The sequence below is a fragment of the Nocardioides ganghwensis genome, assembly GCF_014779655.1.
GTDB lineage: Bacteria > Actinomycetota > Actinomycetes > Propionibacteriales > Nocardioidaceae > Nocardioides > Nocardioides ganghwensis.
This window is the reverse complement of sequence record NZ_JACXYX010000002.1, coordinates 250,338-263,197: the sequence shown is the minus strand read 5'-3', so window position 1 is coordinate 263,197 and position 12,860 is coordinate 250,338. Positions and strand designations below refer to the sequence as shown.

Sequence of the window (12,860 nt, the reverse complement as noted above, 5' to 3'; positions counted from 1 at the left end):
TCGAGCACGTGGGGAAGACGGGGATCCGATGGCTCGCGCGCGTCGTCGCGGCGACCTGCCTGGCCAGTGGGGTGGCGGGGGCGGGCGCCGTGGCGGCGTACGCGTCGGACGACTACCCGTGGGCGGGTGAGGGCCAGTGCCCCATCGTGCCGCAGCCGCCGATCGAGGAGCCTGAGCCGAGCCCGGAGGCGTCCGGCCAGCAGCCCGGGAATCCCGGCGGCGCGGCGCCCGGCGTCGAGCCACCACCACCACCGCCTCCGCCCCCGCCCCCGGTGCTCGATCCCGTCTCCGGCCACCTCTACGACCCCCGCGGACCGCGGCCGACGTGCGCGCGCCAGGTGTGGTCGATCGACGGCTCGATCGGCGACCCCTGGGGCTTCGTGTGGCGCAACTGCACGAGCTTCGTGTCGTGGCGTCTCCACGAGCGCAACGGCATGGCCGGCTTCGCCAACCACTTCCGCGGGGAGCACTGGGGCAACGCGGAGAACTGGGACGACGTCGCCCGCCGCCTCGGCTACCGGGTCGACTCCGTCCCGGCGATCGGCGCGGTCGCGCAGACCGACGCGGGCCGGGTCGGCCACGTGGCCTGGGTCAGCGACATCGGGCCGGGCACGGTGACCGTCGAGGAGTACAACCACGCGCTGCCCGGTGGCTACGGCACCCGGACGGTCCCCGTCGCCGAGTTCCGCTACCTCCACCTCGACGACGTCGCCCCCTCGCCGTACGTCGGCTCGGACCGCTCCGTGGTCGCGGCGCCCGACAGCCGCGGCGGGTCGTGGACCGTCCGCGTCGACGACCGGGGCACCCTGCGGCTCGCGCGTCCGGGCCGTCCCGCCCGGACCGTCGGCCCTCGTCGCACCTTCTCGCCCGTCGCCGCGCCGGCGCTGACGCTCTCCCGCAAGGGGCTGCCCTGGTTGGCCGCCACGACGCGGGACGGACGCGTGCTGGCCGGCACGCCTCGCCGCGGCCGGCTCGTCCTGCGCCGGGTCGCTCGCTCGGCGCCGACCGCCAGCCCGGCGGTCGCGCTCTCCCGCACCGGGCGCCCCCTGCTGGCGGCCGTGTCCCCGGACGGCACCCTCGTCACCCGACGCCTCACCCTGCACGGCGGCTGGAGCCGTCCCACCCGGGTCGGACGCCCCGCCTCCTGGGGCACCCACACCGCTCCCGTCCTCGACACCGACGCCCGCGGACGCACCTGGCTCGTGGCGGTGACGGAACGCGGAACCACCTTCGCCCAGTCGCTGGGGCGCACCCGCCTGCAGCGTCTCGGCGGGCCCCCGGCGTCCCCCACCTCGACGCCCGCCCTCACCACGGACAGCACCGGCACCACGCGTCTGCACCAGGTCACCGCAACGGGTCGCCTCGGCGTACGCACCCTCGACGGCCGCCGGTGGAGCCGGCCCGAGTGGTTGTCAGGACAGTGGTCGCCGTACGCCTCTCCTGCCGTCGGCGAGGTGGCCGGCGACCTGCACGTGGCGGCGACCGCAGCAGGAGGTGCCGTCGTCGTGCGCGGCGCCGTGCCCGGGCAGCGTTCCCAGGTGGGGCGCGGAGCCCGCGCTGCGGGGGACCTGACGCTGTCACCGGGACTGCTCACCCGCCGCGACGGCGGGGTCTACGTGGTCGCCCGCGCCGGCGCACGCCTGCTGGCACGCCCGGCGGCGGCCGTGGTCGACGACTCGGTGCCGACCAGCGCCGGGTTCACGCCGTGACGTTCACCGCCTGCGCGACGGAGCGGCGCAACCACGCTGCGTAGCGAGCCACCGACCAGCCGCGTTCGTCAGCGAGGGTCAAGTAGGTCTCGGCCCGGGTCAGCACCACGATCTCGTCGACCGTGTCGGGGTGCACCGGCCCGGTGGCGAGCAGTTCCACGAGTGACCGGACCAGCTCGACGTGCCCGTGCCGGGCGGCCTCCAGGACGTCCCTCATCCGGTCGTCGTCCCCTGCCCCCTGGGCGAGCACCGGGACGAAGGGAGCCATCGGCACCACCACGTCACAGGCGAAGTCGACGAAGCGGTCCAGGCGTACGGCGGGGTCCGGCTCCTCATCGAGCCGCAGCGCGGCGAAGGAGTCCCGCAACGATCCGCTCCTGCCGAACGACGCGGAACGCATCGCCGCCATGAGCAGCCCGTGCTTGCCGCCGAACGTCTTGGTGACGTACTCGGGTGAGACCTCCGCCTCGCGGGCGACGGCGACGATGGTCGTACGTCGCCACCCCAGGTCGGCGAAGAGCCCGGCGGCCGTCACGGCGACGTGGGCCCGTCGCTGCTCGGCGGCGGCGCGGCGGGCGCTGGCGTCGTACGCCCGTCGGCGCGGCGCGGCGGTGCCGGTCATCCTCGCAGTCCTCCGGTCGCGGTCGCTGGGCGTCCGCCGTCGACGCCGGCCCCCTGCCGGCGTCGACGCGAACGTGCCATCCGGTGGAGCCGCGCCGTCGTCACCCCCGCGACGTCACGTGCCCCACGCACGTCCAGCCCGGGCTCCATTGGATACGACGACACCGTAGTCAATGTGTGGGGGCCGCCGCAGGCGTGTCCGCAGTGGTCTGGACCAGTGGTCGTCAGGACCCGCTGTAGTTGGGGGCCTCGACGGTCATCTGGACGCCGTGCGGGTGGCTCTCCTTGAGCGAGGCCGAGGTGATCCGGACGAACCGGCCCTTGTCCTGGAGCTCGGGGATGGTGCGCGCACCGACGTAGAACATCGACTGGTTGAGGCCGCCGACGAGCTGGTGCGCGACGGCGGAGAGCGGGCCGCGGTAGGCGACCTGGCCCTCGATGCCCTCGGGCACGATCTTGTCGTCGCTGGCGACCTCGGCCTGGAAGTAACGGTCCTTGGAGTAGGACTTCTTGCCGCGGCTGCTCATCGCGCCGAGCGAGCCCATCCCGCGGTAGGACTTGAACTGCTTGCCGTTGACGAAGACGACGTCGCCCGGCGACTCCTCGCAGCCGGCCAGCATCGAGCCGACCATCACCGCGTCGGCGCCGGCGACGAGCGCCTTGGCGATCTCGCCGGAGTGCTTCATGCCGCCGTCGGCGATCAGCGGGACGCCGGCCGGCTTGGTGGCCAGCGACGCCTCGTAGACGGCCGTCACCTGCGGCACGCCCACGCCGGTGACGACGCGGGTGGTGCAGATCGAGCCCGGGCCGACCCCGACCTTGACGGCGTCGGCGCCCGCGTCGACGAACGCCTGGGCGCCCTCGCGGGTCGCGACGTTGCCGCCGATGACCTGCACGTGCCTGGTCGCGGGGTCGTCCTTGAGCCGGCGGACCATGTCGAGGAGCAGGTGGACGTGGCCGTGCGCGGTGTCGGCGACGAGCACGTCGACCCCGGCCTCGACCAGCGTGGTGGCGCGCTCCCACGCGTCGCCGAAGTAGCCGATGGCCGCACCGACGAGCAGCCGGCCGTCGGCGTCGTACGACGCGTGCGGGAACTGCTCGCCCTTGACGAAGTCCTTCACGGTGATCAGGCCGCTGAGCCGGCCCTCGGCGTCGACGAGCGGGAGCCGCTCGCGCTTGTGGGCGCGCAGCAGGGTGGTCGCCTCGTCGCGCGAGATCCCGACGTGGCCGGTGATGAGCCCCTCGCGGGTCATCACCTCGTCGACCTTGGTCGTCGCCCACTCCGCGACCGGGGTGAACCGGAGGTCGCGGTTGGTGATGATGCCGAGCAGGTGGTTGTCGACGTCGACGACGGGCAGGCCGGAGACGCGGTACTCGCCGCAGAGCCGGTCGAGCTCCTCGAGGGTCGCGTCGGGGCCGATGGTGACGGGGTTGGAGATGATCCCGGTCTGGGTGCGCTTGACCAGGTCGACCTGGCGGGCCTGGTCCTCGATGGAGAGGTTGCGGTGCAGCACGCCGATGCCGCCCTCGCGTGCCATCGCGATCGCCATCCGCGCCTCGGTGACGGTGTCCATCGCGGCGCTGATCAGCGGCACGCGGATCGAGATCTCGCGGGTCAGGCGGGTGGTGGTGTCGATGTCGCTGGGCGCGAGGTCGGACTCCCCCGGCAGCAGCAGCACGTCGTCGTAGGTGAGGCCGAGCGCAGCGAACTTCTCCGGGATCTCCACGGGTCACATTCTACGGTGCGGCGGCGGGGCGTCCGGCCCGGGTGACCCGGGGTGGTCGAGGATTCCCGGGACGTGCGTGCAACCTGCGGGCCGCGCCACTGCGTTCAGACGGACATGGAGCAGAACATTGCGTGACGAGGCGGCGTTCGTGGAGTTCGCCGCGTCGTCGCGCGCCCACCTCCGGCGCACCGCCTACCTGATGTGCGGCGACTGGGAGCGGGCCTCGGACTTCGTCCAGGAGGGGCTGATCCGGGTGTACGTCCGGTGGCCGCGGCTGGAGCGCAACGGCGGCGAGCTCGCCTACGCCCGCAAGGCCGTGGTGAGCGCGTGCCTCGACCACGCCCGGCGGCGGTCCAGCACCGAGCGACCGCAGGAGGCCGACCACACGACGGCCAGCGGCGAGGACGTCGCCACCGCCGTAGCCACCCGCCAGGCGCTGATGTCCACCCTCGCCGACCTGCCGCCGCGGCAGCGCGCGTGCGTGGTGCTGCGCTACTTCGAGGACCTCTCGGTGGCGGAGACGGCGGCCCTGCTGGGGTGCACCGAGGGCACGGTGAAGAGCCAGACCTCGCGTGCGCTGTTCTCGCTCCGGTCCGTGTTGAGCGACTCGCCGACCAGCGAGCAGGCCGAGGGAGCGGTGTCATGGTGAACGAGCTGCGTGAGCTGATGCGCGAGGCGTCGGCCAGCCCGCCGCAGGACCGTACGGACCTGACCGCGGTGCTCGGGCGGGGGCGGCGCCGGGTGCGGGTCCGGCGCGTCGCGATCGCAGGCGGCACGTCGCTCGCGGCGGGCGCCATCGCCCTCGGGTCGCTCGCCTGGACCAACCCGGCGCCGGCCGACCTCGCCGCGGCCGGCGTCCCCCGACCGGCAGGACCGACCGTGCGCCTCACCGAGGCCACGCCGGCGGTGGAGGGCCAGGACTACCGGGAGCTGGCATCGCACACCAACGACGACCTCGACTCCGACAACGGCCAGTACTTCGACGGGGTCACCGACGACGGCCTCGTCCTCTTCCGGGACGGTCCGCGGTCCACGCAGCTCTACCCGCGCTTCGCGCTCCTCGACCCCGCGACCGGGGAGAAGGACTGGCTGACGGAAGCCCGCGACATCGGCCAGAGCCAGCTGTGGGCCGTCGAGCTCAGCGAGCAGCGGCTCGTGCTCGTGAGCCCCGGCGAGCCGGTGGAGTCCGGCGACGACCTGGCGATGGCCCTGACGGCGCACGTGTACGACCGTGCGAGCGACACCTGGGACACGTTGCGCTGGACCGGCCTCCCGGCGACCGACGGGCCGTGGGGCGCCCGGGTCGGCCCGGACGGGCGCCTCTACGTCCCCGTGCTCGCGACCCGGGGCGAGGTCCCGGAGGGCGGCTGGCCGATGGGCCCCGACGGTGAGGCCGACGACGCCGACGCCGAGGGCGACACCTACGACCTGTGGTCGGTGTCGCTCACCGAGCAGCGTGACGTGCGCGACGAGGGCCTGCGGGTCGGCGCGTTCGCCTTCACGCAGGACGCGCTGGTGTGGACCGACTCGCAGAACGGCGACGCCGGTCGGGTGCACGTGCGCGACCTCGCCACCGGCGAGGAGACCTCCTTCGACCCCGCCCTCGGGGAGCGCTGCAACCTCCTCGGCTTCAGCGCGGCGGGCGACCGCATCGCCATGTCGCAGTACTGCGGCACCTACGAGGGCGGCGTGCGGGACGACCGCGTCCAGGTCGTCACGACGGACGGCGACCAGGTCATGACCGTGCAGGACAGCGGTGTCGAGGGCGGTCAGCTGGTCGGGGGTGGGGACTACCTGACCATGACCGCGTACGACAGGGCGACGGGAGGCACCTACCTCTACGACTTCGAGGAGGGTCGGCTGCTGCGGCTGGGCGACGGCACGTCGGCCTGGAACGTCGCCGCGGGGCCCGCTCCCGGCGACCAGCTCCTGTGGTCCACGCCCGCCGGGAGCAAGGTGGAGCTGTTCGGCCGCAGCGGGGCGACCGCACACCTCGGCGAGATCATCCGCTGACCACGCCCGTCAGACCGTGGCGAGCCTCCGCACCGGGATCCGCACGGTGAGGTCGTCGCTGCCCATCCGGATCCGGCCGCGCAGCCCCGTGCCGAGCACGAGCGGCAGCACTGCCGGGTTGTCCGCGGCGGTCCGCAGGACGATCTCGTCGGCGTCCGAGCCCCGGGCTGCACGAGCCGTCTCGAGGAGCAGCCGCGACCCGATCCGGCGGCGCCGCCAGGCCGGGTCGACCGCCAGCTCGACGTGCCACACGTGATCGTCGTCGTCGACCTCCCAGGCGGCCCGGCCGACGACGACGGCCGCGACGACGGCGCACACCTCCCCCTCACGGACCTCGAGGACCGGCTCCTCGTCGGTGGACAGGTCCTTCGGCTCGGGCGCGGCCGAGGCCGCCGAGGCGGCGAGCACGTCCGCGACGAGCTCGGCGAGCGCCCGGCCGCGGGCGTGCTCAGCTGCGGTGAACGGCGCCGTACGCCGCAGCTGGACCACGACGTCGCCGATCTCGAGGTCCATGCCGTCCATCACCGCCGAGAGACCCGCCCCGTCGGGGTCGGCCTCGGCGTCGAAGAGCTGGGCCACGACGTCGGGGAAGGTCGCCGGAGCGGCGAGGATGCTCCGCGCCGCCAGCACGTAGCGGGTGGGCTGGTCGGCCAGCGCGGCCTCGGTGCACGGGAGCACGCTCACACCGGTGCCGCCGGACCGCTCGACGAGGTCCGCGAGGTCGGCGAGCTCCCAGTCGTCGGGCGTACGGAGGACGAGCTCGTCGGTCACCCGGTCCAGGCCGGGGAAGACCTGGAGCCCCAGGATGTTCACACCCGCCGAGCCGCAGGCGGACGTCAGCTCGGCCAGGGCACCGGGCCGGTCGTCCAGGGTCGTACGCACTCTCCACAGCATGTCGCCCATGCTGCCCGGGCGATGTTTCGGGAGGTGGTGCGAGGCGTAACGCGCACGTCACACCGCGGCCTGGAACGGCGACGGCCCGCCCCGCCCCCGCCGAGGTGGCGGAGTGCGGAGCGGGCCGTGCGTGCTCGATGAGCGGCCGTGGTCAGTGACCGTGGCCGTGCCCGTGGCCGCCGGCGGCGGCCGGCTCCTCGTCCTCGGGCTTCTCGACGATGAGGGTCTCCGTCGTGAGCAGCATCGCGGCGATGGACGTCGCGTTGACGAGCGCCGAGCGGGTGACCTTGACCGGGTCGAGGACACCCTGGGCGACCAGGTCGCCGTACTCGTCGGTGGCGGCGTTGTAGCCGTTGCCGACGCCGAGCTCGCGGACCTTGGAGGTCACGACGTAGCCGTTGACGCCGCCGTTCTCGGCGATCCAGCGCAGCGGCTCGTCGCACGCCTTGCGGACCACGCGGACACCCGCTGCCTCGTCGCCGGTCAGGCCGAGGTTGCCCTCGAGCACCGACACGGCGTGGATGAGCGCGGAGCCACCGCCGGGGACGATGCCCTCCTCGATCGCGGCGCGCGTCGCGGAGACAGCGTCCTCGATGCGGTGCTTCTTCTCCTTCAGCTCCACCTCGGTGGCGGCGCCGACCTTGATCACGCAGACACCGCCGGCGAGCTTGGCGAGGCGCTCCTGGAGCTTCTCGCGGTCCCAGTCGGAGTCGGTGTTCTCGATCTCGGCCTTGATCTGGTTGACGCGGCCCTCGACGGCGGTGGCGTCGCCGGCGCCGTCGACGATGGTCGTGTTGTCCTTGGTGATGACGACGCGACGCGCCTGACCGAGGACCTCGAGGCCCACCTGGTCGAGCTTGAGGCCGACCTCGGGGGCGACGACCTGACCACCGGTCAGGACGGCGATGTCCTGCATCATCGCCTTGCGGCGGTCACCGAACGCCGGGCTCTTCACCGCGGCGACGTTGAAGGTGCCGCGGATCTTGTTGACGACCAGGGTCGAGAGCGCCTCGCCCTCGACGTCCTCGGCGAGGATGAAGAGCGGCTTGCCGGTCGCGATGACCTTCTCGAGCACCGGAAGCAGCTCCTGGATCGAGGAGATCTTGCCCTGGTGGAGGAGGATGTAGGGGTCGTCGAGGACCGTCTCCATCGACTCCGGGTCGGTGACGAAGTAGGCCGAGATGTAGCCCTTGTCGAACTGCATGCCCTCGGTGAACTCGAGCTCGGTGCCCATGGTGTTGGACTCCTCGACCGTGATCACGCCGTCCTTGCCGACCTTGTCGAAGGCCTGGGCGAGCAGGTCGCCGATGTGGCTGTCGCGGCTGGAGATCGTGGCGACGGACGCCATGTCCTCGCGGGTCTCGACCTCGCGGGCGGCCTCGCGCAGCGCGTCGCCGACGGCCTCGGCCGCGGCGTCCATGCCCCGCTTGAGGCCCATCGGGTTGGCACCGGCCGCGACGGCGCGCAGGCCCTCGTGGACCATGGCCTGGGCCAGCACGGTGGCGGTGGTGGTGCCGTCACCGGCGATGTCGTTGGTCTTGGTGGCCACCTCCTTGGTGAGCTGGGCACCGAGGTTCTCGAACGGGTCGTCGAGCTCGATCTCGCGAGCGACGGTCACCCCGTCGTTGGTGATCGTGGGGGCGCCCCACTTCTTGTCGAGGACGACGTAGCGGCCCTTGGGGCCGAGCGTCACCTTGACGGCGTTGGCGAGGGCGTCGACGCCGCGCTCGAGCGCGCGGCGGGCGTTCTCGTCGAACTCCAGGATCTTGGGCATCTGGGTGTGCTCCTAGGAAGGGTTGATCAGGGCCTGACGTGCACGGATCCCGGCCGGCGCGGGGGCCGGCCGGGATGCCAGGTGCGTCAGGAGACGACCGCGAGGATGTCGCGGGCGGAGAGGATCAGGTACTCCTGGCCGGAGTACTTGACCTCGGTGCCGCCGTACTTGCTGTAGATGACCTTGTCGCCCACCGCGACGTCGAGCGGGACACGGTTGCCGTTGTCGTCGATGCGACCGGGACCGATCGCCACGACCTCGCCCTCCTGGGGCTTCTCCTTGGCGGTGTCCGGGATGACCAGGCCGGAGGCGGTGGTCTGCTCGGCTTCGAGCGTCTGGACGACGATGCGGTCCTCGAGGGGCTTGATGTTGACCGACACTTCGGATCAACCTCCACTTTCTCTGCACGAGATTCTTCAGGAGACCGGATCGATTTGCCCGGGCTCCCAGGACGTGGGCTCGCGATCCGGGCGGCACGCCGTCGCGGGGGTCGTGCCAGGCTCACGAGCGTTGGCGCTCTCGGGTCGAGAGTGCCAGAACAGACGCTAGCACTCTGACCAACCGAGTGCTAGCCGGACCTGTTCCCGGTCCGCACCGGGCGTCTCACGCGGCGCCTGACAGGATGCCCACGTGGAGCTCGAGACGCTGGACTGGCTGCGGACGACCGAGGGTGGTCGCCTGCTCGTCCACGCGACCCGGGCCTGGGAGGACCACGCGGGCGACCCGGTGCGCGTCGCCGCCGCCGTACGCCGCCTCGAGCCCGACGCCGAGAAGGCCGCCGCCGCCACCACCCAGGCGCAGCTGCGCGCGAAGGGCGTGGCCAAGTTCGGCGAAGCCGCCCACCAGATGTTCTTCACCCCCGATGCACTCGAGCAGGCCACGCGCACGCGGGTCGCGGACCACCGGGCGGCCCGGCTGGCCGCGGCGATCCCGGGCGGCAGCGTCGTGGACCTCGGCTGCGGCATCGGCGGCGACCTGATCGCCTTCGCCCGGGCCGGGCTCGTCGCCGCCGGGATCGACCTCGACCCGGTCCGCGTCGCGATGGCGCGGGCCAACCTCGACGCTCTCGGGCTCCCCGGCGCGGTCCAGGCAGGCGATGCCACCACGGTCGACCCGAGCGGCTTCGACGCCGCCTTCGCCGATCCTGCCCGCCGCGGCGGCCGGGGTCGCGTCTTCGACGTGGACGGCTGGACGCCGCCGTGGCCGTGGGTGCTCGACCTGCTCCAGCGGCGTGCCGTCGTCAAGGTGGCCCCTGGCATCGGCCACGACCTCGTGCCGCCCGGCGCGGAGGCGGAGTGGGTCAGCGACGGCGGCGAGGTCAAGGAGGCGGTCATCTGGTCGCCCGGCCTGTCGACTACCGACCGTCGCGCCACCGTGATCGGCGAGCGCGGGCTCGCCACCCTCACCGACGAGGACGACCCGGGCGCCGGCGTGCGCGAGGTCGGGACGTACCTCTACGAGCCGGACGGCGCCGTCGTGCGTGCCGGGCTGGTGACGGCTGTGGCCGCCGGGGTCGACGGCGGACTGGTCGACGAGCACATCGCCTACGTCACCAGCGACGCGTCCTTCCGTACGCCCTTCGCCCGCGGCTACCGCGTGCTCGAGCAGCTGCCCTACCGCGAGAAGCCGCTCCGGGCCGCGCTGCACCAGCGCGGGATCGGCCGCCTGACGATCAAGAAGCGTGGCGTGCAGGTCGTCCCCGAGGAGCTGCGCAAGCGGCTCGCCCTCCGCGGCGACAACGAGGCCACGCTCGTGATGACGCGGGTCGCCGGGCATGGCACGGCACTTCTGGTCGAGCCGTTCTGACCCGGGCTGCGGCTAGCAGCCGGGGCGCGCCACCCCGGCGACCTTGACCGGGAGCCGGCCCGGCGCCGTCGCCCGGCCCTGGAGCACCTCGACCAGGACCGCCATCGCCGCAGGCGTGTCGCCGAAGGTCGCGATCCGCGTGGGCGCGGTGACCCTGCCGAGCACCCACGGTGCGTCGGTGGCGACGGCGACCTGGCCGTCGACCGGGGCGTCGCGGAAGCCCGTGAAGCCGATGGCCGTCCCGGCTGCGAGCCGGGCATCCTCCCGGGCGGTCCAGGCCGCGAGGCGGCGTACGCGTCTCTCCTCCGCCTGCACCCACTCCCGCGTCCGCCTCTTGAAGGCCCGCTTGCCCTCCTTCTTGCGTCGCTCCGGGCGGGGCTTCGCGTCGGTGAGCTTCGACGGCGGCGACTGGCGGACCAGCACCGTCATGCCGGCCGCCCGAGCGGCGGCGGCGAACACGGCGACGGCCCCGGGGTCGCCGTACGGGTGGACCGTGTCACCCGTCAGGCGACCCGAGCACGCCCCGTCCGTCACCGTCACGGCGGCCGCCGACAGCGCCCGCGACGCGTCAGCGGGCGCGACCGCCTGCTCCTGCTGCGCGTCCGCCAGGTGTGTCAGCAACGCGATCTGACGGGCTGCTGCCTGCTCCAGGCGACGCCGCGGCAGCGCCCCCGACCTGACCGCACGGACCAGCGCGGCACGCGCGACGACCGGCGACGGCGGCATCAGGAGCACGTCGGAACCGGCCCGCATCGCCTGCACGGCCGTACGTCGTGGGTCCCGGCCACGCGTGACCGCGGCCATCTCCAGCGAGTCGGTCACCACCAGGCCGCCGAAGCCGAGCTCCTCGCGCAGCAGCCCGGTCGTCACCTTGCGCGACAGGGACGACGGCACCCGCGGGTCGACGGCCCGGACGTCGATGTGACCGACCATCACCGCGGGCACCCCCGCCTCGACGGCCGCGCGGAACGGGACCAGGTCCGTCGCCTCGAGCTGGGCCGACGTCTTGGTCTGCACCGGGAGCGTCAGGTGGCTGTCGGCCGGCACCGACCCGTGCCCCGGGAAGTGCTTGACGACCGGCACCACGCCCGCCGCACCGAACCCTGCGGCCGCCGCGACCACGTGGTCGGCGGCGTGACCCGGCCTCGAGGAGGCCGAGCGCGACCCGATGGTGGGATCGCCGGGCCCGGAGGTCACGTCCGCGTCGGGGGCGAAGTCCACGGTGAAGCCGAGTCGGCGCAGCTCGGCTCCGCTCGCCGCGTACGCCTGCTCGGTGAGGGAGACATCCCCCGCTGCCCCTGCGCTCATGAACGTGGGGAACCTCGTCGCCGCGCCGCGCAGGCGCTCGACCACCCCGCCCTCCTGGTCGACGCCGAGGAACAGCGGCCACTTCCGTCGCACCTGGCGCGTCAACGTGGTGTTCACGCGGGCGACCTGGGCGGCCGAGGCGACGTTGGACGAGAAGGCGATGACGCCTCCGAGGTGCAGCTCGCGCACCATCCGCACCGGGGCCTCGGTCCCCTGCCAGTCGGCGACGATGACCTGGCCGGCGAGGTCCGGCAACCGCATCCGTCCCACGATCCTGGCGGCGCGGTCCAGCTCGGACCGGTCCGGCCCCCAGCCCTCCACCAGGCCGAGCTCCTCCGACGGCGTCGGCGGGACGGTCGGCGTACTGGTCGGCTCACCCGCCGCACCGGTCTCCGCCGATCCCCGGTCCGGACCCTCGGCTCCGCCGTCGCCGTCGCACGCGCTCAGGGACGCCACCAGCGCGAGCGTCGTCAGGAGGGAGATCGACCGCGCACGCATCCCGTCATGGTGGCACGGACACCGATGTCGACCCGTCGTCGGTCACCGGCCATGTCGGTCGGGACGCTCCCACGGCCACTCGGACTCCAGCCAGGCAGCCACCGCATCGGCGAGCGGCTCGTCCAGCTCGGCCCGGTCGACCCGCACCCAGGACTGCACCTCGACGTCGTGCTCGGGCGACGCCGACGGGTACAGGTAGACACACCCGATCACCTCACCGCTCGACGGGTCGAGAACCGTGTACGTGAACCCCTTGCGCGCCTCGAAGTCGGCTGCGTGGCGGGTCAGGTCGGCGAGGTTCTCCTCGAGCGACATGCCCTCAGCGGGCGGCCACCGTCCGTCCGGGTAGCCCGGAGTGGAACGGATGTGCGCGATGCTCGACGTCCAGGCCGCGTGGTCGGACTCGTTGTGCTGCGGCCCGAGCGGCGCGAGCCGGAAGCTCTCCGTCCCCAGCGAGGTCGGCGGCTGGAAGTCCGACGGAACGAATGCGTTGGTCCCCACACCGCGACC

General features: G+C 73.4%; 11 protein-coding genes. 4 read left to right on the top strand and 7 right to left on the bottom strand.

The window, feature by feature from the left end; genetic code table 11:
- Positions 1–8 precede the first annotated feature (8 nt).
- Positions 9–1,709 (top strand): CHAP domain-containing protein, encoded by a 1,701-nt coding sequence (locus IEZ24_RS03505; protein WP_129455541.1) that lies wholly within the window; start codon positions 9–11, stop codon positions 1,707–1,709.
- Here the strand turns inward: IEZ24_RS03505 and IEZ24_RS03500 are convergent.
- Positions 1,699–2,331, bottom strand: coding sequence for a TetR/AcrR family transcriptional regulator (locus IEZ24_RS03500; protein WP_129455540.1), 633 nt, complete (start codon positions 2,329–2,331; stop codon positions 1,699–1,701). The genes IEZ24_RS03505 and IEZ24_RS03500 overlap by 11 nt on opposite strands.
- Positions 2,332–2,554: 223 nt before the next feature.
- Positions 2,555–4,057, bottom strand: coding sequence for an IMP dehydrogenase (gene guaB, locus IEZ24_RS03495; RefSeq protein WP_129455539.1), 1,503 nt, complete (start codon positions 4,055–4,057; stop codon positions 2,555–2,557).
- Positions 4,058–4,184: 127 nt separating this feature from the next.
- On the opposite strand from guaB, the gene IEZ24_RS03490 reads away from it, so the two are divergent.
- Together IEZ24_RS03490 and IEZ24_RS03485 are read left to right on the top strand one after the other, a co-directional pair.
- Positions 4,185–4,706: a SigE family RNA polymerase sigma factor gene (locus IEZ24_RS03490; RefSeq protein WP_129455538.1), complete on the top strand. Its 522-nt coding sequence runs from the start codon at positions 4,185–4,187 to the stop codon at positions 4,704–4,706.
- Entirely contained in the window at positions 4,700–6,070 is a 1,371-nt protein-coding gene (locus IEZ24_RS03485; RefSeq protein ID WP_129455537.1) for a hypothetical protein, read from the top strand. Before IEZ24_RS03490 ends, IEZ24_RS03485 begins: the two co-directional genes overlap by 7 nt.
- Before the next feature lie 9 nt (positions 6,071–6,079).
- Here IEZ24_RS03485 and IEZ24_RS03480 read toward each other — a convergent pair whose 3' ends face one another.
- The 3 genes from IEZ24_RS03480 to groES form a co-directional block, all read right to left on the bottom strand.
- Entirely contained in the window at positions 6,080–6,964 is an 885-nt protein-coding gene (locus IEZ24_RS03480) for a GNAT family N-acetyltransferase (RefSeq protein ID WP_224744771.1), read from the bottom strand.
- Positions 6,965–7,115: 151 nt separating this feature from the next.
- On the bottom strand, positions 7,116–8,738 hold the full coding sequence (gene groL / locus IEZ24_RS03475; protein WP_129455535.1) for a chaperonin GroEL: 1,623 nt from the start codon (positions 8,736–8,738) through the stop codon (positions 7,116–7,118).
- 86 nt (positions 8,739–8,824) lie between these two features.
- On the bottom strand, positions 8,825–9,118 hold the full coding sequence (gene groES / locus IEZ24_RS03470) for a co-chaperone GroES (RefSeq protein WP_129455534.1): 294 nt from the start codon (positions 9,116–9,118) through the stop codon (positions 8,825–8,827).
- A 250-nt stretch (positions 9,119–9,368) separates the two neighbouring features.
- Here groES and IEZ24_RS03465 point away from each other — a divergent pair, with 250 nt between their 5' ends.
- Positions 9,369–10,544 carry a class I SAM-dependent methyltransferase gene (locus IEZ24_RS03465; RefSeq protein WP_129455533.1) on the top strand — a complete coding sequence of 392 codons (1,176 nt, stop codon included), beginning with the start codon at positions 9,369–9,371 and terminating at the stop codon, positions 10,542–10,544.
- A 12-nt stretch (positions 10,545–10,556) separates the two neighbouring features.
- Here IEZ24_RS03465 and IEZ24_RS21950 read toward each other — a convergent pair whose 3' ends face one another.
- Together IEZ24_RS21950 and IEZ24_RS03455 are read right to left on the bottom strand one after the other, a co-directional pair.
- Entirely contained in the window at positions 10,557–12,350 is a 1,794-nt protein-coding gene (locus IEZ24_RS21950) for a glycoside hydrolase family 3 protein (RefSeq protein WP_129455532.1), read from the bottom strand.
- Between the two features lie 42 nt (positions 12,351–12,392).
- Positions 12,393–12,851: a GNAT family N-acetyltransferase gene (locus IEZ24_RS03455; protein WP_129455531.1), complete on the bottom strand. Its 459-nt coding sequence runs from the start codon at positions 12,849–12,851 to the stop codon at positions 12,393–12,395.
- Positions 12,852–12,860 lie beyond the last annotated feature (9 nt).

What these genes read in the sequence shown, in the direction of transcription:
- IEZ24_RS03500 (WP_129455540.1), bottom strand. Translation starts at nt 2,331, where the DNA reads ATGACCGGCACCGCCGCGCCGCGCCGACGGGCGTACGACGCCAGCGCC.
- IEZ24_RS03485 (WP_129455537.1), top strand. Translation starts at nt 4,700, where the DNA reads ATGGTGAACGAGCTGCGTGAGCTGATGCGCGAGGCGTCGGCCAGCCCG.
- IEZ24_RS03480 (WP_224744771.1), bottom strand. Translation starts at nt 6,964, where the DNA reads ATGCTGTGGAGAGTGCGTACGACCCTGGACGACCGGCCCGGTGCCCTG.
- groL (WP_129455535.1), bottom strand. Translation starts at nt 8,738, where the DNA reads ATGCCCAAGATCCTGGAGTTCGACGAGAACGCCCGCCGCGCGCTCGAG.
- IEZ24_RS21950 (WP_129455532.1), bottom strand. Translation starts at nt 12,350, where the DNA reads ATGCGTGCGCGGTCGATCTCCCTCCTGACGACGCTCGCGCTGGTGGCG.